Consider the following 20,534-nt stretch of genomic DNA (forward strand, 5'->3'; position numbering starts at 1 on the left):
TTTCTATAGTTGTAGAGAATAAGCGTTTGTAGGATAAGTCACAAGGGTCCTTTGCCAAGAACATTTTCCGGGGAGCAACTGCGTGCCAAAGATTGTTGATCATGACGAGCGCCGGCTGGAATTGGTGGACGCCACATGGCGGATCATCGCCCGGCTCGGCATCGAAAGCGCCACCATGCGTGAAATCGCTACCGAAGCAGGGTTCGCGAATGGCGCCCTAAAACCCTACTTCCCCACCAAAGACACCCTACTGACCTTCGCCTTCGGCCACGTCTTCAACCGGACCAACCAGCGCATCGCCGACGTCACGGCCGGCAAGTCCGGGATTCCCGCGCTGCGGGCATTCTGCCTCGAGGTCCTCCCGCTGGACGAGGAACGCGTGAACGAGGCGCGCATCGTTATCCCGTTCTGGCAGAAGGCCATCAACGACACGGAGAAGGCGGCCATTCACCGCGAATCCATGGAACAGTGGCACGCGGCCATCCGTGGGTACCTGGCGCAGGCCCGGGAAGCCGGCGACATCCGGGCCGCCGTCGGGGACAGTTCCACGGCGAGCCATCTGCTCAACATGCTGCTCGGTGCCCAGATCTCCGCTGCACTGGCGCCCGAAGGCCGCGCCGAGCCGGATTTACTGGATCAACTGGAGGGCTTTCTGACCCTGCTGCGCACTGCTACCTGAATCTTTTTTCGCCCGTTGTCGAAAAAAGATGACACCGCGGCCGGGCGACGCTACGCTGAGAGGACTGTGTCCCAGGACACACCCCACAGGCGGCCCAACGGCGTCAGGAGCATGTATGCCGGCACTTACAGCCCACCCCTCCCAGCAGGACCTGCAGAGCACCGTAGCGACGACATTCGAGGACTGGCGCCACCTTGTCGGCCAGTCTTTCGTGCCGCTGGCAACCGAGACGGACGACGCCGATGCCTTCCGCGGAAGGATGCGGTCCAGGGTCCTGGACCGCATGTGCATCGTCGAGGTCTCCGCCTCGAGCCATCAGGTCCACCGCACGCCGGCGCTGCTGGCACAGTCGGACCAGCGCTACTTCAAACTCAACCTCCAGCTCGAGGGCACCGGCATGTTGATCCAGGACAACCGGGAAGCCACGTTGCAGCCCGGCGATCTCGCGATTTACGACACCACCCGGCCGTACACGCTGGCCTTCGAAGACCAGGCCCGGATGATGGTTGTGATGTTCCCGCATGACTTCCTGACGCTCCCGCCTGATTATGTGGGGCAACTCTCGGCCGTCCGGATGGCCGCCGGCAGCGGCCTGGCCGGCCTCGTGGGTCCCTTTATGGCCCGGATCGCGGCAAACCTGAACGTGCTCAACGGCCCCAGCGGTTCGCGACTGGCCGGCAACGTTCTGGACCTGGTCTCCACGATGCTGCACTCCGAACTGGACCTGGCGCAGGACACCATGAAACCGAAGACTCTGCTCGCCGGTTCCATCCGGGAATATATCGAGGCCCATCTCACGGATCCGCAGCTGTCGCCGGCGGGGATTGCGTCAGCCCACTTCATCTCCACCCGCCACCTTCACAATGTCTTCCACGAATTCGGCACCACCGTAGCCAGCTGGATCAGAAGCCAGCGGCTGGAGCGGGCCGGGCGGGACCTGCGGGATCCGCTGCACTCGGGCAAGTCAGTCGCAGCCGTGGCCGCCGGCTGGGGATTCCTCGATGCCGCACACTTCAGCCGTTCGTTCCGGGAATTTTTCGGCCAGTCCCCCAGCGACTGGCGCCGGGGCAACAGTCCCGCACCGGCTGCCTGACGGACTGGGGGGTGTCCCTATGTTTTTTGTCAAGCGCTCGGACGGGTTTTTCGAAAAATGATGTGACCGTTTTCGGGCAGGGATAAGCGGCTGGCGGCGCGTGTCCGCGAGCTGGTAGCCCTCCGTGTTTAGGCGGTTTTCGGGCTTGGCGCCTCGTAGAAGGTGCCGTCGCGGAGCATCGCGAAGAGGACGTCGCAGCGGCGTCGTGCCAGGGCGATCAGGGCCTGGTTGTGCCGTTTACCCTCTGCCCGTTTCCGGTCGTAGTACTCCCGGGAGACCGGGTCTTTCAAGGACGCGAACGCCGAGAGGAAGAACGCCCGTTTGAGGATCTTGTTGCCCTTCCTGGAGGAGTGGTCTCCGCGGATTGAGGTTCCGGAGCGCCACGTCACCGGCGCGAGCCCGGAGTAGGAGCCCAGGTGCCCGGCGGTCTTGAATTCCTTGCCGACAACCTCGGTGATGACCCGGGCTGCCGTCCTGACGCCGACCGCCGGTAGGGACGTCAGGAGCTGGTGAAGAGGGTGGGCCTCCACGAGTTTTTCAACCTGTGCCAGGACCTCTGCCCGGGAGGAGCGCAGCTGGGCAAGCTGCGCCGCCAGCTGGGGCAGCACGACGCCGGCGGCAGTGGTGCCGGCCACGACCACGGTCTGCTCGGACAGGGCGGTGAAGATCCCCGCGGCCCAGCCTTTACCGGCCCGCGGAGCGGACCTGGCCATGAACGCGGCGACCCGGCTCTGGCCGGCCCTGCGCAGCGCCTCAGGCGTGGGGTATTTTTGCAGCAGCTCGGCCATCACGGGGTGGTCCAGATGCGGGCCGATGGCCCGTTCCAGTGCGGGATGGATCTGGGTGAGGAGCCCGCGGATCCGGTTCGAGGCGGCCGTGGCCTGCTTGGCCAGGTCATCGTCGAAGCCGCAGAGCATCGACAGTTCGGCGGCCTGCTCGTCGGTGACGGCGATCGAGCGCAGGGTGTGCGGCATGGTCCGGGCGGCCTCAGCAATGATGTAGGCGTCTCGGGCATCAGTCTTGGCCTCGCCCGGGTGCAGGTCCGCGATGCGGCGCATCGCCAGGCCCGGCAGGTAACCGACCAGAATGCCGGCACCTTGCGCCACGGCGACCGGCAGGGCGCCGATGGTGGCGGGCTGGTCCACGACCAGCAGCAGAGTCCCGTGCTTTGCGAGGCTGTCGATGATCGCCCGCAGTTTCGCCTCGTCCTGGGGCAGGGCCTTGTCGAGCAGTTTCTTGCCGTTCCTGTCCAAGGCCACCGCGTGGTGGTTGGTTTTGCCGACGTCGACGCCAATGAAGACATCAACGGAATCGTGGTCCTTGATCACGCATACCTCCAGCATTCCGGTCCGATCTGACAGCTGGCATGTCCTGCGGCCCCAGAGCTCGGCATCCACGTTACGGCCGGCCTCCCGCGATAAAGTCTGCAGCTGGTCTGGTCCCCATCAGCGATCCCCTGGCGCCTATCGCACCCCGGTGACAACACCCCCCGGATCATGATCGACTGGGGGACTAAATCATGCCGGGGCCGACAGGCCAGCAACCCCGATTCTTGCTCGTTCAGGGGCTATAAGAAAGGTAACGGGGCTCCGGACAGTCGCCGCTGCTTTCCGCCCGCTGACCGGGGTGCGCTGACCGGGGTGCGCTCACCGGTGTGCGCTGACCGACAATGATCGTTCACTTGAAGGCAACGCCCGGGCCGATCCGGCGCCGAAGATTGAGGAAAGCCTCTGCGGACCAGCTTCCTGGTCCGCCCTTCCCCTAGGAGAGTTCTATGGCACTGACATCTTCGAATGCCACCACAGCGGTCACACCGCCGGCACTGGACCGGCGCCGCCTGGGCGTCCTGTCTGTAACTTTTATGATCGTGGCGGCGTCTGCGCCGCTGACCGTTCTGGCCGGCGGCGTCACCACCACCTTCGCCGTCACCGGCGTGATGGGGGTTCCGCTCTCCTTCATCCTCCTCGGGCTGGTCCTGACGCTGTTTGCGGTCGGGTACGCCGCTATGAGCCGCTTCGTCACCAACGCCGGCGCGTTTTACGCCTACATCGCACAAGGGCTTTCCCGTCCGCTCGGAGTGGGTGCCGCCCTGGTTGCCCTTGTGGCCTACAACCTGATGCAGGTGGGCCTCTATGGGCTGTTCGGCTTCACGGTCGCGTCCATGCTGTCGGCTAAATTCGGCATTGCCGTGCCGTGGTGGGTGCCGGTCATTGTCTGCATTGCCGTCGTCGCCGCCCTGGGCGTCAATCGGGTGGATCTCTCCGCCAAGGTGCTCGGCGTGCTGGTCGGCCTGGAATTCCTGGCTGTTATGGTCTACGACATCATGGCGTTCGCAGCCGCTCCGGAGGGCGCGTCGGCCGTTGCCCTCAGCCCCGAATCGCTCTTTGTCCCGGGCATCGGCGCGGTCTTCTCGTTCGGCATTGCCGCCTTTATGGGGTTCGAATCAGCCGCGATCTACGGCGAGGAATCAAAGGATCCCCGGAAGACCGTAGCGCGGGCCACCTACCTGGCCGTAGCCGTCATCAGCACCTTCTATGCCATTTCGGCCTGGGCCATGACCGTGGGCGCCGGCCCGTCGGCAATCATCGCTGAATCCACCCGGTCCGGGCCTGACCTGATGTTTGTGTTCCTGGAGACCCACGGCGCCGTCCTGCTCAGTGATCTGGCCCAGATCCTCTTTGTCACCAGCATCTTTGCTGCGCTCGTCAGCTTCCACAACGCCGTCGCGCGCTACTTCTTTTCGCTGGGCCGCGAACAGGTGGTCCCGGTCGTCCTTTCCAGGGTGCGGCGCACCAGCGGCGCACCCTTCGCCGGTTCGCTGGCCCAGACCGCCATTGCCGTGGTCCTCACAACCGGCTTTGCGATGGCCGGCTCCGGGTCGGAACTGGGCGAGCTCTACCCGGTGCTCACAATGTTCACCTGGCTCACCAACAGTGGAGCACTTGGACTGGTCCTGCTGATGTCCGTAGTTTCGCTCGCCGTGATCGGGTTCTTCCTGCGCCGGGGCGATAGGGACATTAGCGTGTGGAAGCACCGGATTGCTCCCGCGCTGGCCTTTATGCTGCTGGGCACCGTGACCGTCCTGATCGTGGTGAACTTCGATGTCCTGCTCGGACAACCGGAGCCCACGGCCCTGACCTACCTCCTGCCGGCCATTATTTTCCTGCCCGGCGTTGCAGGAGTTCTCTGGGGCCTGCGGCTCAAGCGCACCCGGCCGGCCCTATACCAGGCCATTGGCCACGGGCCGGAGCAGTCGCCAGAGGACTAGCCCGAGGATCTGTTCCTTTCAATGCAAGGGCCGTGCACGGAGAAACAAGTCTACGCAGGCACGGCCACGCAGACTGGGTATATCACCTCACCGCCATCCGGCCTGTACTGTTCCTACTCGAAGTGGAGTACCAATGGAAACCTACGACGCGCTTCTCGCCTCGATCACCGCGGCCACCGGCCCGGCGCGCACGATCCTTGATCCGGCCACGGGCGAACCCGTCGGCCAGGCCCCCGTGCACACCGTCGATGACTTGGAACATGCCATCGACGTTGCAGTCGCTGCGCAGCCGGACTGGGCGGCGGCGGGCCACGAGGCCCGCAGCGCCACGCTGGTGCGGATGGCCGACGCCGTGGAACGTTCCGCCGAAGAACTCGCCAGGCTGCTCTCCCGCGAGCAGGGTAAACCCCTCAACGGCCCCAACGCCCGTTTCGAAGTCGGCGCCTGCGCCGCCTGGCTCCGCACCGCCGCCGCAACACCGTTGGAAACCGAAACGGTCGTCGACGACGACGACACCCGCGCCGAACTGAACTACCGGCCCATCGGCGTCGTCGGCGCGATCGGGCCCTGGAACTGGCCCATGATGATCACCGTCTGGCAGATCGCGCCCGCCCTGCGGATGGGCAACGCCGTAGTGGTCAAGCCCTCTGAGTACACTCCCCTCTCCGTCCTGGCCCTGATCCACGTCCTCAACCAGGAACTCCCCGACGGACTGCTCAGCGTAGTTTGCGGCGGCCGCGACGTCGGCGCCCGCCTCGCCGAACACCCTGCCATCGGTAAGGTGATGTTCACCGGTTCCACCGCGACCGGCAAGGCGATCATCAAATCCTCTGCCGATACCGTCAAGCGGCTCACGTTGGAACTGGGCGGCAACGACGCCGGCATCGTCCTGCCCGACGCAGACCCCAAGGCCATCGCCGAGGGCCTGTTCTGGGGTGCTTTCATCAACACCGGCCAGACCTGCGCGGCGCTGAAGCGCCTCTACGTCCACACCGACATCTACGACGCCGTCTGCGAAGAGCTCACCGCGGTCGCCGCCGCGATGCCCATGGGCAACGGCCTCGACGAGAACAATGTCCTGGGCCCGCTGCAGAACCAGGCGCAGTATGACATCGTCGCCCGACTCGTCGACGCCGCCAAGGATTCCGGGGCGCGGATCCTCCTCGGCGGCAACCCGGACCCGGACCAGGCCGGCAACTTCTACCCCACCACTCTCGTCGCGGACATCGAGAACATTAATCCGCTGGTTGCCGAGGAACAGTTCGGTCCTGCCCTGCCGATCATCCGATACGCCACCATCGACGACGCCATCACCATGGCCAACGGCCTCGACGTCGGGCTCGGCGCCTCCGTCTGGTCAACTGACAACGCCGAAGCCCGGAAGGTAGCAGCCCGGCTCGAAGCTGGAACGGTCTGGATCAACAAGCACGGGGCCGTAGACCCGCGCATTCCCTTCGGAGGCGCGAAGCAGTCCGGTTACGGTCTCGAATTCGGCGTCGAAGGCCTCAAAGCCCTCGGCATCCCCCAGGTGATTAACGGCTGACTCCGCCCGGAGAGAGCCACGCGCCCCCGGACGGCCTGCCCGCCCTACTCACAGAGGAGCGTGCAGGTCGGCTCGGGACCCGTGAGCGTGGGACATCGAGGACCTACTGGTGGCGGACCCGGCCGAACGACGCGCGTTCTATTGATGTTTTTCGGTGATGACCTCATGCGTACTGAATGCGGCTATGCCAGCCCTTGCTTGGCGAGGAAGCCGCAGACAAAAGCAGGCCGCCCAAAACCATCCAGGCCACTCCGAAGGGAATAAGAAGTAGACCTCGCTCATTCTGGTCGTTGATACCAAAAAGCATGAGAGATGTGACGAGCAGCATCGCACCTGACCACGCAGGCAGGACCCGTGTCACCATTAGTCCTGCGCCAATCACCGCGAAGGCCAATAAGGCCAAGATAAGTGCGGCGAGGCCTACAAAGAACAAAGCGGAGTTGGTCAAAAATGCGCCGCTCACCACGGAGACGGCAGCAACCACCGCGCTTATCCGGACGAGTTTAAATCCTCTGCGATCAAAGCGGTGCATACGGTAAACACCAGCCGTCGCAGCCGCTATAAGGGCAAGAGCAACGAAGAACAGGAGCCCGTCCACGGGTCCGCCTTCGCTGTAACTTCGTCCGACACACTCTTCGGCAACGCAGCCGCGCGGCTTCAGCGCCACGATGATTGCGAAGCTCCCCAGCAGGAGCCCACCCAAGCCTGCGCAGATGGCTGTTCCGCGAACAGTGCTCAAACTTAACCCGTCCCGAGAATCTCCGGTTGGCTGGGCCATCGGCTGTTCCATGACTATTTCTCCTTTCGCTTGCTTGCTTTGGACGGCACCGCTTAAGAGTTTTGACCCCAGCGTGACAAAAGCCCCTTAGCCATCCGTCTAACCCGCGCCGTCGTATTTCTTGAGTAGATCTGGACGTTAGGTCGTGCCTAATCGTTCCAATTTAATGATTCCGCAGTGGGCGCGGGTGTCAACGGCCAGTAGTTTGCGCCCACGGGCGGCCAGCGGATATGCCCGCTGATGGCCATGAGATCTGCTCCCGACCCCGGACAGGCCCCTGAGTCCGTCGCAGACCAGAACAGGCTATTCTTCACGCCCGGGTTCTGGCTAAAGACCCATCGCCGTCCGGACTTCCTCGAGGATCCGGTGCATGGCCGTCTCGGCCGTTCCCGCATCGCCAGCGGCCACAGCAGCGGCGACATCCTCGTGCGCCTGCAGCGCATCCGGGTGCGGATGAAAGGGCATGAGCCGCTGCCGGGTCCGGCTGGACAGGACCTCGGCCACCATCGCATCGAGTGCGTGGAACATCTCGTTGCCACTGCTGTGCAGGATCAGCTGGTGAAAGGCGATATCGGCGGCGAGGAATCCCTCGAGATCGCCGGCCTCGCCGAGCCGTCGCAGCTCTGCTGCCAGTGCTGCGAGCTGGCGACGCTCGGCGGCGCCTGCCCGGCGTGCCGCACCGGCTGCGGCTATCGGTTCGACGGCCATCCGCAGTTCCGTGAGGCTCGCGTACTGCTCCGTACGGCGCCCGGACGCCAGCCGCCACCGGACCAGCTTCGGGTCGAAGACATTCCAAAGGGCAGGATCCTGCACAACAATCCCCACGCGCCGCCGCGAATAGACCAGGTTCATTGACTCCAGGACGCGCGTCGTGTCTCGGGCCAAAGTGCGCGAGATGCCGTATTGGTGCTGGATGCCCTCCAGGGTCAGGCGTTGCCCCGGTGCGAAAACGCCCGCGACGATGCCCTCGCCGAGTTCATCCAGGACCCGCAGGTGCAGAGCGCGAAGAGGTTCATCGTGCTCCCCGTCCACGCCATGGTCCTCAACGCCCGTATGGTCCGGTGTCGCCGTCGACATGTGATGCCTCCCTCTGCCCCACAGGGGCTGTTTCCAGCATAATGCCTACCCAGTCAATGGTGTGACTTATGTTACCGAAAGATAGTACGATTGGGTTTCAAAAGGTGCTACCTTTTTCAACAGGCTGCTGGAGCGGCCCACGGTTCATCCGAGCCGCCCGATATCGTCCACGGAGGTTAACAATGACGTTTTCTGCCATTCATCTGGTGGTGATGGGGGTTGCAGGGGCCGGCAAGTCAACGGTCGCCGAGGCGCTTTCCGGCGATCTGGGCTGGATCATGGCCGAGGCGGATGAATTCCACCCGCAGTCCAACATCACCAAGATGAACAGCGGAACCCCGCTGGAGGACAGCGACCGCTGGCCGTGGCTGCAGTCAATCCGTGACTGGATGACCGCCCGGGCCCCGCGCCGGAGAGAGCACGGTCCTGACCTGCTCTGCCCTCAAAGCGGAATATCGCGAGCTGCTCTCCGGGGCGGAGGGCCGGGTGGTCTTCCTGCACCTGGACGGCGATCCCAAACTTCTGGCCGAGCGCATGCACGGGCGCGCCGGCCACTTTATGCCCGTCACCCTGCTGCCGAGCCAGCTGGCCACGCTGGAACCGCTGACCCCCGCAGAACGAGCCGCGGGAAGCCTGCGCCTGGACATCACCCGGACCCCTGAGCAGCTTGTTGCCGACATCAGGGCATCGCTCGGACTGGCCGACGCTCCAGGCTCCGGGACCCCAGACTCCGCCTGAGCCCCGGTCCGGGCTCGGCCCCGCTCCCCCACACTTCACATCACATTTCCCGACGTTCCAAATGTTTCAAAGGAGAACCATGACCATCGAAGGATGGACCCAAACCCTCGGCGCAGGCCCTCTGCTGCTGATCGCCGCGGCGGCCATCGCCGTGCTGCTGTTCCTCATCATCAAGCTGCGTGTGCACGCGCTGCTCGCCCTGATCATCATCAGCCTTGCCACCGCGTTTGCCACCGGAATTCCCGCCGACAAGGTCGTGACCGTCCTGGTCAGCGGCTTTGGCACGACCCTCGGCGCGGTGGCACTGCTCGTCGGCCTCGGCGCGATGCTCGGCCGGATCGTCGAGACCAGCGGCGGTGCCAAGGCCCTTGCCGACTACCTCATCAACCTGTTCGGCGAAAAGCGCGCTCCCTTCGCCCTGGGCCTCGCCTCGTTGATCTTCGGCTTCCCCATCTTCTTCGACGCCGGCCTCGTCGTAATGCTCCCGGTTGTCTTCGCCGTCGCGCACCGTCTCGGTGGCGGCGTGCTCCGCTTCGGGCTGCCCGCAGCCGGCGCCTTCTCCGTGATGCACATCTTCCTGCCCCCGCACCCGGGCCCCCGTTGCAGCCGCAACCTTCTTTGACGCCAACATCGGCCTGGTCCTGGTTGCCGGCCTGATCGCAGCCATCCCCACCTGGTACGTCACGGCCTACCTCTTCGGTCTATGGACGGGCAAGCGCATGGTCCTTCCCGTCCCAACGCTGCTGGGCCAGGCCGACGCCGCCGCCGAAGCCAACCCGCCCCGGTTCCGTACCGTCGTCGGGGTCCTGCTGCTGCCGCTCGTCCTGATCTTCCTCAACACCGGTCTGAGCACCTTCTCCTCCGCCGGCGTCCTGCCCGCGGCGGCCAAGACGGAGACCTGGTACCAGGTACTGCGGACCCTCGGTGAAACGCCGGTCGCGCTGCTGATCGCCGTCATCGTGGCCGCCCTCGTGCTCGGACGGAGCCGCGGGCTGCACGGCGGCGCTCTGGAAAAACTGCTCGAATCCTCGCTGGGCCCGGTCTGCTCCGTCATCCTGATCACCGGCGCCGGCGGTATGTTCGGCGGGGTCCTGCGCACCTCGGGCATCGGTAAGGCCCTTGCCGACGTTCTTGGCGACGTCGGCATTCCGCTGATCCTCGCAGGCTTCCTGATCGCGGCCATCCTGCGCATCGCCCAGGGCTCCGCCACGGTGGCGCTGACCACCACCGCGGGCCTGATCGCTCCGGCCGTTGCTGCCGCAGGGATGAACGGCATGCAGCTGGCCGCCCTCGTCATCGCCGTCGCTGCCGGCTCTGTTGTGGTCTCCCACGTCAACGACTCGGGCTTCTGGCTGGTGGGCCGCTTCTTCGGCATGGACGTCAAAACGACGCTAAAAACCTGGACCGTGATGGAAACACTCATCGGCGTGATGGGCTTCGGGATCGCCGCGGCCATCTTTGGCGTGGCCAGCCTCGTGTCGTAGCCGCACTAACGGCCGACAGCCACGGCCACCGGGCATAAAGCCAGAACGACGACGGCGGGACATCCCGCCGTCGTCGTTCGTTAACTACCGTCTTGGCCTGATGACCAGTTCTTTACCTAATGTCGCCCGTAGCTGCACTGCTGCCCACCAGAGGCCGAACCCTCGCGAACAAGAAAATGGGCCGGCCGGCCGGGAACATGCTACTTCGAAGGCTGGGGAATTTCACAGGCGATTTTAGGGTTCAGGCCTGTGTAGTTCAGTGGCCCCGTAACGATTGTCACCGCGATCGTTCCTACCGTGGCGCAGGATGCTGTCTGCCCGGCGAAATAGTCGCGCTGGACGGCAGCGGCTAGGCCGATCGCGAGCCAGAGAATCACTGCGATTCCGACGATGGATCTGATACTGCCCCGCATTTGGTCCTCCGATAGCTGAAATGGCCGGCGATTCAGCGTTATTATTCACCCGCTGTCAGGACTAGGTCCATAGCCATCAGAAAGGCAGGCGCCACACATCCCTGCCTCCCGTCACCGATGTCGCTACCCGTTCCCGAAGCGGCCTCTGCTGGCCGGGCGGCGCTTTCGCCGCTGCTGGCGATTGCCGAGTAGTGGGCGATGACGTCTGCGGAGCCGTCATCAGTGGCGATGAATCCGAAACCCTTTTCGGAGTTGAATCATTTCACTATTCCTGTTGCCTTGTCTGCATACCCCGGCATGCCCGTTCAACGTCCTGGACTGCTGTCACCGGCGGTTCACCATGACGGTGAGTATGGCTCAGCCCACAGTGCAGCCGTGATCGTGACTGACTTAAACCATGCCTGATACATCGCCTCCACTTCATCCGCGTCCGGGGCTTGTTCTGCGAGGAATGGCCGAATCGTTGCTGTCAGGGGAACGATGAAGGCGATGATGTAACGCAGGTTGATCACGGAGGCAGGCGAACTCACCCCATCGGTGAGATTCTTCTTCGCTGCTGTGTGGCGGAGCGCAATCTCGTGTTGATAGTCCAGCCACTCCTGGTCGCGGTCCCGTGAACAAACATCCACGATCCACTGGGCGAATCTGGCCCGGACGGCTCCCAGGTAGTCCGGGTTCGCGGTTCCATCCGCACCCGCGAAACTTGCGATCAGGAAGTCATGGCTGCCAACGAATCCGTACCAGACATCGAGAATGCGATCGGCTTGCGGGCCAAGAATCTCGCCTGCACGGCGCAGTGCGGCCACGTCGTCGTCAGTCCAAAGCACCGTTGACTCGAGCCGGGCCAGGTCTTCGAGGGACACCGGGGACGTCGCAAGAGTCTTGGAACCATACGTGTAGCCGGGGATCGAAGACATTTTTACACCTTTCGCTGGGAATATTATCAAGGTATCCACCTGCAGTGCCCCCGTAAAGTGTCCGCGCTATCAGGTCCCGGGCCATGGTCGCGGCTCAGGGCCCCGTGACTGTGCGAAGCAACCAGGGGCCGAACATGTCCGGTGCAGTGCGCAGGACGTCCAGATCGCTGGCTTGCACCGCGCGGACGCCCAGCGCCCCGATGAAGACGGCGAGGACTTCGACCCCCGGGATGGTAGATCAACGACAGACCGGTGAAAGTGTGACTGTTAACTTCGTTTGGCAATTTTTCACAGTTGGGAATGGCGGTTCCTAATGACGTCGAATCTGAGATTGCCCCAGGAAGGTCAGAGCACCGGAGCTGGGCGCATGGTCGGGCGGGCGTCCCCTGTCGCGGGCAGGTGTCCACTGGAACTGGAGGCGACAGCTCGCGTTCAGCGCAGTCTGGGCTATCCCCGTCATCGCCAGCGCGGTGGAGGGGGACCCCGTGAACAGGGGCGAGGGAGGGTAGGTGACCGACATCGCGATCTGACGGTTGCCGTCGGCACTGCTGATCGCGATAGTCCCATAGCCTGGAACATCGCCGGAATGGCCATAGTAGAAGCCGTTGGTACACGCGTCGTACCATTGCTCGAGGCCAAGGCCGTAGTCGGCGTCGACGCGGCCCTTCATCTCAGAGAGGCTTGCCGGTGACAGCAGCTCACCCCGCAGCAGCGCGTCGTAGAAGGTGTTGATGTCTCCTACAGAGGAAAGTACGCCCCCGGATGCGGATCCTTTTTGCAGTGCGGAGGACGCTACATCCACAAGTTCGCCGTCAACCAGTGTGTAGCCGTGGACCAGGTTGGCCGGGGCCGGGCTGTCGCCCATCATCGTCGTGGAGCGAAGTCCCAGCGGCTCCACAATGTCGGCCCGCAGGACCTCAGCGAGAGGCGCACCGCGGACTCGCTCCACCAACAGCCCCAGAGCCACATAGTCCGAGCGGGAATAGCTGAACCCGGGCGGCTCGCGACGCTGCCACGGAACAGTCCCTGCCAGCGCGAGGCGCTGCTCGGGGTTGATCGGGTTGGCCAGTAGTTGCCGGGGCGGAGCCGACTCCAGCAGTCGGGCATGGAAGTCGGGCATAGCGGACGTGTGGCCCAGGAGTTGGCGCACGGAGATCGGTCCGGGCGGGCGCAGGAGTTCCACCAGCTCAGGTAGATACCTGGTCACGGAGTCCTCCAGCGCCAGCCGCCCCTCATCCACGAGCTTCAGCACGGAAACCGCCACCATGGTCTGGGTGACGCCGCCCACCTGCACGGGATCACTCAGTTCGACGCGAACGCCGCCCTTGCGGCTCCTGACGCCTGCCGCATGCGACCACTCCTCGCGTCCAACTTTCACCTCGATCAGGACCGCCGTCGCGCCCTCCCGGAGCATCTCCTCGCTGAACCGCTCAAGCATCACCTGGAGCTCGCTAAGGGGCGGGGCTAACGTCGCTACCGGGCTTGGCGGGAACGGCATCGGCTCCGGCTCATACGCGCAGCCGCCGAGGAACACCCCGGACACCAGCGCCGCGATGCCCACCAGCACCCCCGCCCGGTCCGACGATTCACTGACCCGAGCCGCCGCCATTTGAGCACCCTCCGCCTGCCGGTCCACAGCAGACCCCAGGCCTGCTGCCCCCACACTTTGGATGCTCCCCCAGCCCTACGGGCGCGGTCAAGATGCCCCCAGCCCTGGACCTGACTTCAGAAACGCAACCAGACCTGACGCACGCCTGGGCGGTCTCCGGGTTCTCGGCTGTCAGCGACTAGGGAGGCCGTGGCGGCAGCCGCCGGTACACACTGGCGTGGCGGCAGCTGCTGGTACACACTGGGACGCGAAATACCGCGTTGCAGGATGCGGATCACAGCGTGGGCGGAGACCTCGCGGGTAAGGATCGAACCCACGCGCCCGCCTGCTCATGGGTACAGGTTGGAAGGCGGTACTCGGGAACGTCCTGGTGGGCCTGGATGAGAATGCCGAGCAGCACCTGCGGGAGCTGAGAGGGTTTAGACGCCGGCCTTGATCAGGAGCGCATCGACCATCATGAAGAACTGGGTGCTGTGATCGGCAGCCTTCGGGTCGGTCATGTATTGAAGGGCCGCTCCGTCGTAGACCATCAGGAAGCACCGTACCAGCGTGGCGAAGCCGATGAGGCACTGATCACCGCTGCTTTGGGCCGCGGAAGAGAATATCTTCCCCAGTTCCACTTCGTAGGCCGGATAAATTTTCGCGGCCAACGGGCTGACGGCGGCATTGCGTGTCGCCCACAGAATGAGTTCGATCTCAGCAAGTAGGCTGGCGGGCTCTTCCTCCAGGGCGCGCCAGTATCCTTCGGCAACTTGTTCCACAGCCTTACGAAGTCCCAAATGAACCGGGACGCCGCTGGAAAAGCGGCTCAGGTTTTTCAACCAAGCTTCGGCGGCCGCGTCCATGAGTTCGTCTTTATTGCTGAAGCAATAATGTGCCGTCGCCAAAGGGGCATTGGCCTCTTTAGCAATAGCACGCATGGTCACCGACTGAACACCCTCACGACGCATTAGTTCCACTGTCGCTGAAATCAACTGTTCTTTTCGTTCTACTGCGGGTACCCGCATAGCTCACTCTCCAGTCTCCCGGTTTCGGCCCGACAGGGACACTCCTCAACAGTATTCCATGGGCCATGGAAACGGTTTGCTATCTCCTCCCGTCCACCCGGATCCCGCCCACCCGGGAAGAGCTGCCCGGGTGGGCGGTGGCAGGCTTTGTGTTCCGTGTCCGAAACGTTGCTCCCGCCCATTTCAACGTTGCGGTCCGTTCGGCGGGCCGGGCGGGAGCTGAACTCTCGGCCCTGACTCCTAATTTGCCGCGTGGTTTGGCGTTACCGGGCGGCCACGGTGTCGGTGACGGTGTCGGGGGTGCCAGTGTCGATATCCTGCGAGGAGCCATGGAGGTATCGTTCCATGGAGTCATCCATGGCGTTGAGCCAGCGGGTGTGGTGTTTGGCCGCCATAGTGCCGGTGACCACGGAGCGGTGGAGCATGTCGCGGTACCCCAGGATGTCCGTGTGCTTGTGGTGCATCCAGTCCTTGAACAACTGGGAAACGGCGTCCAGGTCAAAGGGCGGGTAATCCGTGGCGTCGATGAGCTCCCGCAGGTAATCCGTCTGGAAATCGGCCTCCGCATCGTGATCCGGCAGCGCGGCCCTGGCGTTCGAGCCAGAGCTGGATGTCGGCCTCGCGCTCAGCAAGGGGAGGCAGATCGACCGCTCCGGTCATGACGTCGCGGGCAAACCACGCCTGCGCGTCGAACATGTTGAATGTGTAGTACTGGTCCTGCGCACCCAGGTAAAACAGGTTGGTGTTCTGCTGCCACACCACGCCCTTGTAGAGGTTGCCCGGGTACAGCACGTTTGGCGACTTCAGTGACAGGTCGCCGGGCAGGAACGGGTACTTGTGCTGGTAGCCGGTGCAAAGCACGACGGCGTCAAAGTCATCTTGGGTGCCGTCGCTGAAGTATGCGGTGCGGCCCTGGAAGTGGGTGACGAGCGGGCGCTCCACCGTGTTTTCCGGCCAGTCATAGCCCATCGGGGAAGTGCGGTAGCTCATGGTGATGGACGCGGCACCCATCTTGTGGGCCTGCATGCCAATGTCCTCAGCGGAATAGCTGCTGCCGATCATGAGCAGATTCTTGCCGTAAAAGCGCTCGGCTCCGCGGAAATCATGGGCGTGCAAGACTTCGCCCGGGAAGGTTTTGATGCCCTTGAACTCGGGGACCGTAGGGACGGAAAAGTGGCCGGTGGCGACCACGAGCTTGTCAAACACGTGGGTCTGAGTGTGGTTGGTTTTGAGGTCCTCGACCGTCACCGTGAATTCCTGCGTGGTCTCGTCGTAGCTGGTGTGGCGTGCAACGCTGCTGAACTGGACGTATTTGCGGACGTCGGACTTTTCCACGCGGCCCTTGATGTAGTCGAAAAGGACCTCGCGGGGCGGGAAGGAAGAAATAGGACGGCCGAAGTGCTCGTCAAAGGAGTAATCCGAGAACTCCAGGCATTCCTTGGGCCCATTGGACCATAGATGGCGGTACATGCTGGAGTGGACCGGCTCGCCGTGAGTATCCAGGCCGATCCGCCAGCTGCTGTTCCACTGCCCGCCCCAGTCGTCCTGCTTCTCAAAACACATGATCTCGGGGATGGCGGCGCCTTTTTGGCGTGCTGATTCAAACGCCCGCAGTTGTGCCAGGCCGCTGGGGCCTGCACCAATGATTCCGACTCGCAATGACATGCTGCTCTCCTCTTCCAATGGTTCGTTAGGATCGGTTGGGTCGCTAACGTGCGATGCTGTGAGTTGCGCTACGTCTCAAGCTGGCAGCCCATCAAATGCTGCGCTTCGGTAGCAGTCGAGGCCTTTGTAATCGGCCACGTCATACGGGAGCTCGGCCAGCGCGTGGCGTGGGCGTGAATCCCAAATACCCGCCAAGACGGCGGGAAAAGCGGTCAGTGATGGGCCCGGTGGTGGCGGATCCCCCGGTTCGCGGCGGTGCCGGGCGCCGAAATGGTTGTCTTCGCGGTGCGGCAACGTGCGCAGAAAGCGACTCGGGATTCGACGTCGTTACACAGGAGCGCTACCTCCTCTTCCAGGTGTGCAGCGGAGGTCATGCCGTGATGGTGCGTCGGAAAGGTATCCTCTTTTCCGAACGACCCCCGATGCCACCGCGGAAACCCGGTTCGCCGCCGGCCCCGAGCCATTCAGGGCCGACTGCGGATTGGTGGATTGAGGCTTAGGGTGCGAAGGAACGGTCGCCGGTGAAGAACCCCAAGGCATAGTCAGTGGTCTCGAACTTGACGGTGGTGCCCTTCGGGAAGAACAGCACATCGCGCTTCTTAGCCCGCGTGACGTCTCCTGTGGTCTGGTCAGTGAGGATGAACTCACCCTCGATGACGACCTTCATCTCGTCGTAGGTGTACGTATACACCAACGGCTCGGAGGCCTTGAGTTCAAAGAACCCGGCACTCATGACCGAGCCCTCGGGGTTGTGGAGGGAGTCGCCGATAGCGGCATCGGTTCCGGGTTCATTCATCGGAGGTAGCCCGATATATCCGTTTTCAACCTTGTGGATGGATCCGGCCTTGCTCAGTGTTCCTACGACGGCTTCCATGGTTTCTCCTGTGAATAGTGTGGTGAAAGAATTGTCAGGACTGTTCATCTTTGGTGCCAATGAGGCTGCGCTTTATCGTTGGGTGCATATGAGACTGCGCTGAGGATCACATCGGGACCCTGGTTGGGGTGCGGGAGGGATCGTAGGCAAACCCGGCATCTTCTAGTTCCACAGAGTCAGCCGAGCTCTGCTTTGAACTCTGCTGGTGTGATGCCAGTCACGTGCGTTTGCTTCACACACTTTCACATGAACGAATGTTCGAGTCAAGGGTTCAATACGGAAATCTTGTGGAGCTATTTTTCTCTCGGGAAAGGTTTCGCATCCTCGTCTCAAACCATTGACTGGAACGGATGACCCTGTCACAGTATGGACAGCGCCGTGATCCTCATCACAGTGACGCAAGGTGACTCAGATTCACCAAAGCATGCCGCAAATGCAGATTCCCCCTTGAAGAAACGGGTAAAGCCAATGGCCACAGCAAAATCTCAGCCTCCGACCCTGACAACAGATGAAGCAATCGATTTCTGGCCGGCGAAGTCTATGACGGTCATGAGGGAAGAATGGCCGCGATTGCGCTGCAGGTTCATCAACTCTCTTCCTGTAGGCCGCTGGGAGGACTTCATACTCTCGGAGTGGGATTTAGAGGCCTGCGGTTGGGAAGACTTCCACCCCCACACCGAAACGAACTTCCTGGTCGAAGGCGAACTTTATATCGAGAGCGAGGGCAAGACTGTCATCCTGAAACCGGGCGATTCGGCACGCGTGAATCCCGGACAAACCGGCCGATACTGGGCACCCGTTTACGCGCGGATGGTCACTGTTTACGGACCCAACCCCGAAGGTCTGGAATCACACTCCTTCCGATACTTCGAAATCTAAGCTTCCTATCGCTGCACAGCCGCTCAAGAGCAGAGGCCTTTACACGATCTCCTCAAGGTCAGCGCCACCTTTGTCCAAGTCCGCCGTTACTTCGACCTGAACTAGCGACCCCCGACGAATAAATCGTTCAAGAGACGACGCAATCGTTCAAAATTCGACTGGGACCCCCACGGGACCCAACTCATGCACCACGATAAGTGCTTCCGAATTTCTGGCAATTAAGACGCCGTGTGCGGTGAAAGCATGATCTCCGTTTCGCATCTGCAGACCCGGGCCCTGGTGATTGGGGCCATGGCCAGTCGAGCCGTAAAAGGTTTGAAGTTAGCAAACGTACGGTCCGCCCATTTTGCCCGCGCATGCCCCCGTCTTTCTGCAATCTTCACATCGCGGCAATACATACCGCGCGGGATGCAATGCATCTTGAATAGATCAGCCCGATGAATCCTGTCCGTCGTGGAGAGTAAACCTTTACCACCCGCCGGCGGGAGTGTTGTGGTTTTTTTCACTGCCACTTCAGATATTCAAGAATTTGGTTATTCAAACTAGAAGACCAGACGACTTCAAGTCGTCTAAGGAGACTGTTATGAGTAAAAATCTTTCGGATGGCGTTGGTTCCCTGGAAAGGTCGATCGACTGGAAGCAGGGTCTGGCCATCGCGCTGGGGGTGCCCTTGCTGATTTTGCCCTCCTTGGGCTATCTTCCGATGTATTTGTCTGCCGCAGCGATTCTTGTCTGGGGATTATCGGTCCTTCAGGGTTTCATGCAGAACGCCGCGTATGCTGAACTGGCCACCACCTTCCCAAAGGCCTCTGGTTTGCCGGGATTCGCGCAACACATTTTTCGCACCGAAAACTTCAAGGGCAAGTACGACAAGGGCAAGCTGATCGGCGGCTTCAGCGCTTGGAGCTACTGGTTTGCCTGGAACCCGGTGCTGGCGATCTTTTCCATCCTGGTCGGCGGTTACCTGCATGGGCTCTTTCCGGCGCTGGGCGAGACGTTTACCGAGTATCAGCTCTCACTGATCTCAGGTCTGGTAATTTTCACCGGATTGTTCGTGGTCAGCTGGTTCGGCCTCAAGGAAGGCGCCATCCTGGGTTACATCCTGGCCGCTGTGTCCCTGATACCGCTGGTTGTCCTGACTGTCGCGCCTTTTGCCACCGGACACGTTGACCTGTCAAACATCACCGGCAACTGGGTACCGACTGACTGGGCGTGGGATATGCACCACATCCTGATTCTCTTTGGCATCTTTGCGATCGCACAGTGGAGTGCCTGCGGCTGGGAAACTGCAGCCATCTACGGCCCTGAATACAAAAACCCGTCCAAAGACGTCCCCAAAGCGCTGTTCGCCTGCGGCGTCATCTGCTTCTTCGCGTATGTACTGGTGCAAGCTGCAGTGATCGGGGTGCTTGGCGTTGACGGCGTGATTGCCGAGCCTGTGTCGCCCCTGATCCCGGTCGCCCAGGCTGTCTTTGGCGAAGCCGGTGCCATGATCACGATTATCATGTTGATCGCCGCCATGATATTGATCATCCAAACGGCATATCTGGGTTCTTCCCGTGCCATGCACTCCATGGCAACGGAAGGCAACCTTCCCAGAATCTTCGGCAAAACGAATCGCCACGGAACTCCGTTTATTGCCTTGCTCGTCACCGCAGCGTTTAACATGGTGCTGATTTCCATGGGATCCCTCGCGGCAATTCTTGCGGCCGCGGCGATTGGCTACACCTGCGCCAACGGCATCAGCCTGTTCGCCTATGTCAAAGCGAAAAAACACCCGGCATTTGCTGATCTGGAACGACCGTTCAAAGCACCCAGGGGCTGGAAACATGTCGCCATGCTCTTTGGCCTGTTCAACCTGCCCCTGTGCGTGATCGGTGTGGTTTACCTGAACAGCCTGGAGATCGGCTGGGCCTCAACCTGGCTTGGCTTCATCGTACTGTCGCTCTATATACCGATCTGGTTCTACTCCCAGCATGAAACGCGTCGCTCGAACAACAAAGCAGCCGCTGCCGGTTCTTCGGCCAACGAGTCAAGCTACGATGCCGCAGATCCGGAAAGAGTTCTCGATCCTAGATGAGTAAGTCCTAATCAGGCTTATTGCCGAATAGACCCCCGTGCGCTGGCGCCGGGGGTCTATTCTTGATGATCTGTGACCGGCCGGAGGAATCGGGCGACCGTTTCATTCCCGGAGCGTGGCAATGGGACTTGATCGTGGGCACCCAGAACCGCTCCGCAATCGCCACGTTGGTCGAGCGGCTAATCCGATACCTGCTCCTGGTGCACAGGCCCGGAATCAACCGGGCTGAGGACGTGTACGACGGACTCATCGCGGCGCTCCATTCATTGCCCCCTGCTTTGCGGACATCGCCGACCTGGGACCAGGGAAGCGAGATGGGCAAGCATGCCGAATTCACAGCTATCACAGGGGTTCCGGTCTGTTTCTGTGCTGCCGGCTGGTTCATGTCCTGTTCCGCCGGATTCCGGAGTGCTTCACTGAAAGGTACGAC

At 62.3% G+C, this 20,534-nt stretch carries 18 protein-coding genes and 2 pseudogenes; 8 read left to right on the forward strand and 12 right to left on the reverse strand.

All coding sequences use genetic code 11. The annotated features are described in order from the left end of the window. Nucleotides 1-82: 82 nt before the first annotated feature. Both KY499_RS03360 and KY499_RS03365 read left to right on the forward strand, forming a co-directional pair. The gene (locus KY499_RS03360; RefSeq protein WP_219886208.1) at nt 83-679 is read left to right on the forward strand and encodes a TetR/AcrR family transcriptional regulator; all 597 of its coding nucleotides are present in this window, start codon (nt 83-85) and stop codon (nt 677-679) included. 115 nt (nt 680-794) lie between these two features. Then, entirely contained in the window at nt 795-1,772 is a 978-nt protein-coding gene (locus KY499_RS03365) for a helix-turn-helix domain-containing protein (RefSeq protein WP_219886209.1), read from the forward strand. Between the two features lie 128 nt (nt 1,773-1,900). On the opposite strand, the gene KY499_RS03370 is transcribed toward KY499_RS03365, so the two are convergent. Then, the gene (locus tag KY499_RS03370) at nt 1,901-3,115 is read right to left on the reverse strand and encodes an IS110 family transposase (protein WP_219886210.1); all 1,215 of its coding nucleotides are present in this window, start codon (nt 3,113-3,115) and stop codon (nt 1,901-1,903) included. Between the two features lie 431 nt (nt 3,116-3,546). On the opposite strand from KY499_RS03370, the gene KY499_RS03375 reads away from it, so the two are divergent. Together KY499_RS03375 and KY499_RS03380 are read left to right on the forward strand one after the other, a co-directional pair. Next, nucleotides 3,547-5,040: an APC family permease gene (locus tag KY499_RS03375; protein ID WP_219886211.1), complete on the forward strand. Its 1,494-nt coding sequence runs from the start codon at nt 3,547-3,549 to the stop codon at nt 5,038-5,040. A 133-nt stretch (nt 5,041-5,173) separates the two neighbouring features. Continuing rightward, nucleotides 5,174-6,583, forward strand: coding sequence for an aldehyde dehydrogenase family protein (locus tag KY499_RS03380; RefSeq protein WP_219886212.1), 1,410 nt, complete (start codon nt 5,174-5,176; stop codon nt 6,581-6,583). Nucleotides 6,584-6,746: 163 nt separating this feature from the next. On the opposite strand, the gene KY499_RS03385 is transcribed toward KY499_RS03380, so the two are convergent. Both KY499_RS03385 and KY499_RS03390 read right to left on the reverse strand, forming a co-directional pair. Then, on the reverse strand, nt 6,747-7,373 hold the full coding sequence (locus tag KY499_RS03385; RefSeq protein ID WP_123255947.1) for a hypothetical protein: 627 nt from the start codon (nt 7,371-7,373) through the stop codon (nt 6,747-6,749). Between the two features lie 315 nt (nt 7,374-7,688). Continuing rightward, entirely contained in the window at nt 7,689-8,438 is a 750-nt protein-coding gene (locus KY499_RS03390) for a FadR/GntR family transcriptional regulator (RefSeq protein ID WP_123255948.1), read from the reverse strand. Between the two features lie 182 nt (nt 8,439-8,620). Between KY499_RS03390 and KY499_RS03395 the strand changes: the two are divergent. Beyond that, nucleotides 8,621-9,176 (forward strand): annotated as a pseudogene (locus tag KY499_RS03395) (gluconokinase). A gap of 79 nt (nt 9,177-9,255) precedes the next feature. After that, a pseudogene (locus tag KY499_RS03400) lies at nt 9,256-10,660 on the forward strand (GntP family permease). Nucleotides 10,661-10,860: 200 nt separating this feature from the next. On the opposite strand, the gene KY499_RS03405 reads toward KY499_RS03400, so the two are convergent. The 9 genes from KY499_RS03405 to KY499_RS03440 form a co-directional block, all read right to left on the reverse strand. Then, nucleotides 10,861-11,073, reverse strand: a complete 213-nt coding sequence (locus KY499_RS03405; protein WP_123255951.1) for a hypothetical protein — start codon at nt 11,071-11,073, stop codon at nt 10,861-10,863. 41 nt (nt 11,074-11,114) lie between these two features. Continuing rightward, nucleotides 11,115-11,303: a hypothetical protein gene (locus tag KY499_RS18685; protein WP_375141132.1), complete on the reverse strand. Its 189-nt coding sequence runs from the start codon at nt 11,301-11,303 to the stop codon at nt 11,115-11,117. 105 nt (nt 11,304-11,408) lie between these two features. Next, nucleotides 11,409-11,990 (reverse strand): protoglobin domain-containing protein, encoded by a 582-nt coding sequence (locus KY499_RS03415; RefSeq protein ID WP_219886213.1) that lies wholly within the window; start codon nt 11,988-11,990, stop codon nt 11,409-11,411. Nucleotides 11,991-12,300: 310 nt separating this feature from the next. Beyond that, nucleotides 12,301-13,599, reverse strand: a complete 1,299-nt coding sequence (locus KY499_RS03420) for a serine hydrolase (protein ID WP_258190937.1) — start codon at nt 13,597-13,599, stop codon at nt 12,301-12,303. Nucleotides 13,600-14,018: 419 nt separating this feature from the next. Next, nucleotides 14,019-14,606: a TetR/AcrR family transcriptional regulator gene (locus KY499_RS03425; RefSeq protein WP_123255124.1), complete on the reverse strand. Its 588-nt coding sequence runs from the start codon at nt 14,604-14,606 to the stop codon at nt 14,019-14,021. A 263-nt stretch (nt 14,607-14,869) separates the two neighbouring features. After that, nucleotides 14,870-15,070: a hypothetical protein gene (locus tag KY499_RS18505; protein WP_308813074.1), complete on the reverse strand. Its 201-nt coding sequence runs from the start codon at nt 15,068-15,070 to the stop codon at nt 14,870-14,872. Between the two features lie 34 nt (nt 15,071-15,104). Next, nucleotides 15,105-16,271 carry an NAD(P)/FAD-dependent oxidoreductase gene (locus KY499_RS03430; protein WP_308813075.1) on the reverse strand — a complete coding sequence of 389 codons (1,167 nt, stop codon included), beginning with the start codon at nt 16,269-16,271 and terminating at the stop codon, nt 15,105-15,107. Between the two features lie 212 nt (nt 16,272-16,483). Then, entirely contained in the window at nt 16,484-16,645 is a 162-nt protein-coding gene (locus KY499_RS03435; protein WP_183164478.1) for a hypothetical protein, read from the reverse strand. 122 nt (nt 16,646-16,767) lie between these two features. Next, entirely contained in the window at nt 16,768-17,145 is a 378-nt protein-coding gene (locus tag KY499_RS03440; RefSeq protein ID WP_123255126.1) for a cupin domain-containing protein, read from the reverse strand. A 378-nt stretch (nt 17,146-17,523) separates the two neighbouring features. On the opposite strand from KY499_RS03440, the gene KY499_RS03445 reads away from it, so the two are divergent. Next, entirely contained in the window at nt 17,524-18,024 is a 501-nt protein-coding gene (locus KY499_RS03445; protein ID WP_258190938.1) for a cupin domain-containing protein, read from the forward strand. Nucleotides 18,025-18,607: 583 nt separating this feature from the next. After that, on the forward strand, nt 18,608-20,104 hold the full coding sequence (locus KY499_RS03450; RefSeq protein WP_219886214.1) for an APC family permease: 1,497 nt from the start codon (nt 18,608-18,610) through the stop codon (nt 20,102-20,104). Nucleotides 20,105-20,534: the final 430 nt, after the last annotated feature.

This window comes from Arthrobacter sp. PAMC25284, assembly GCF_019443425.1.
In the GTDB taxonomy this organism is placed as follows: domain Bacteria; phylum Actinomycetota; class Actinomycetes; order Actinomycetales; family Micrococcaceae; genus Arthrobacter; species Arthrobacter oryzae_A.

Coding starts and splice junctions, on each gene's coding strand:
- KY499_RS03365 (WP_219886209.1), top strand. CDS start 795: ATGCCGGCACTTACAGCCCACCCCTCCCAGCAGGACCTGCAGAGCACC.
- KY499_RS03370 (WP_219886210.1), bottom strand. CDS start 3,115: ATGCTGGAGGTATGCGTGATCAAGGACCACGATTCCGTTGATGTCTTC.
- KY499_RS03375 (WP_219886211.1), top strand. CDS start 3,547: ATGGCACTGACATCTTCGAATGCCACCACAGCGGTCACACCGCCGGCA.
- KY499_RS03380 (WP_219886212.1), top strand. CDS start 5,174: ATGGAAACCTACGACGCGCTTCTCGCCTCGATCACCGCGGCCACCGGC.
- KY499_RS03385 (WP_123255947.1), bottom strand. CDS start 7,373: ATGGAACAGCCGATGGCCCAGCCAACCGGAGATTCTCGGGACGGGTTA.
- KY499_RS03390 (WP_123255948.1), bottom strand. CDS start 8,438: ATGTCGACGGCGACACCGGACCATACGGGCGTTGAGGACCATGGCGTG.
- KY499_RS03405 (WP_123255951.1), bottom strand. CDS start 11,073: ATGCGGGGCAGTATCAGATCCATCGTCGGAATCGCAGTGATTCTCTGG.
- KY499_RS03415 (WP_219886213.1), bottom strand. CDS start 11,990: ATGTCTTCGATCCCCGGCTACACGTATGGTTCCAAGACTCTTGCGACG.
- KY499_RS03420 (WP_258190937.1), bottom strand. CDS start 13,599: ATGGCGGCGGCTCGGGTCAGTGAATCGTCGGACCGGGCGGGGGTGCTG.
- KY499_RS03425 (WP_123255124.1), bottom strand. CDS start 14,606: ATGCGGGTACCCGCAGTAGAACGAAAAGAACAGTTGATTTCAGCGACA.
- KY499_RS18505 (WP_308813074.1), bottom strand. CDS start 15,070: ATGCACCACAAGCACACGGACATCCTGGGGTACCGCGACATGCTCCAC.
- KY499_RS03430 (WP_308813075.1), bottom strand. CDS start 16,271: ATGTCATTGCGAGTCGGAATCATTGGTGCAGGCCCCAGCGGCCTGGCA.
- KY499_RS03435 (WP_183164478.1), bottom strand. CDS start 16,645: ATGACCTCCGCTGCACACCTGGAAGAGGAGGTAGCGCTCCTGTGTAAC.
- KY499_RS03440 (WP_123255126.1), bottom strand. CDS start 17,145: ATGGAAGCCGTCGTAGGAACACTGAGCAAGGCCGGATCCATCCACAAG.
- KY499_RS03450 (WP_219886214.1), top strand. CDS start 18,608: ATGAGTAAAAATCTTTCGGATGGCGTTGGTTCCCTGGAAAGGTCGATC.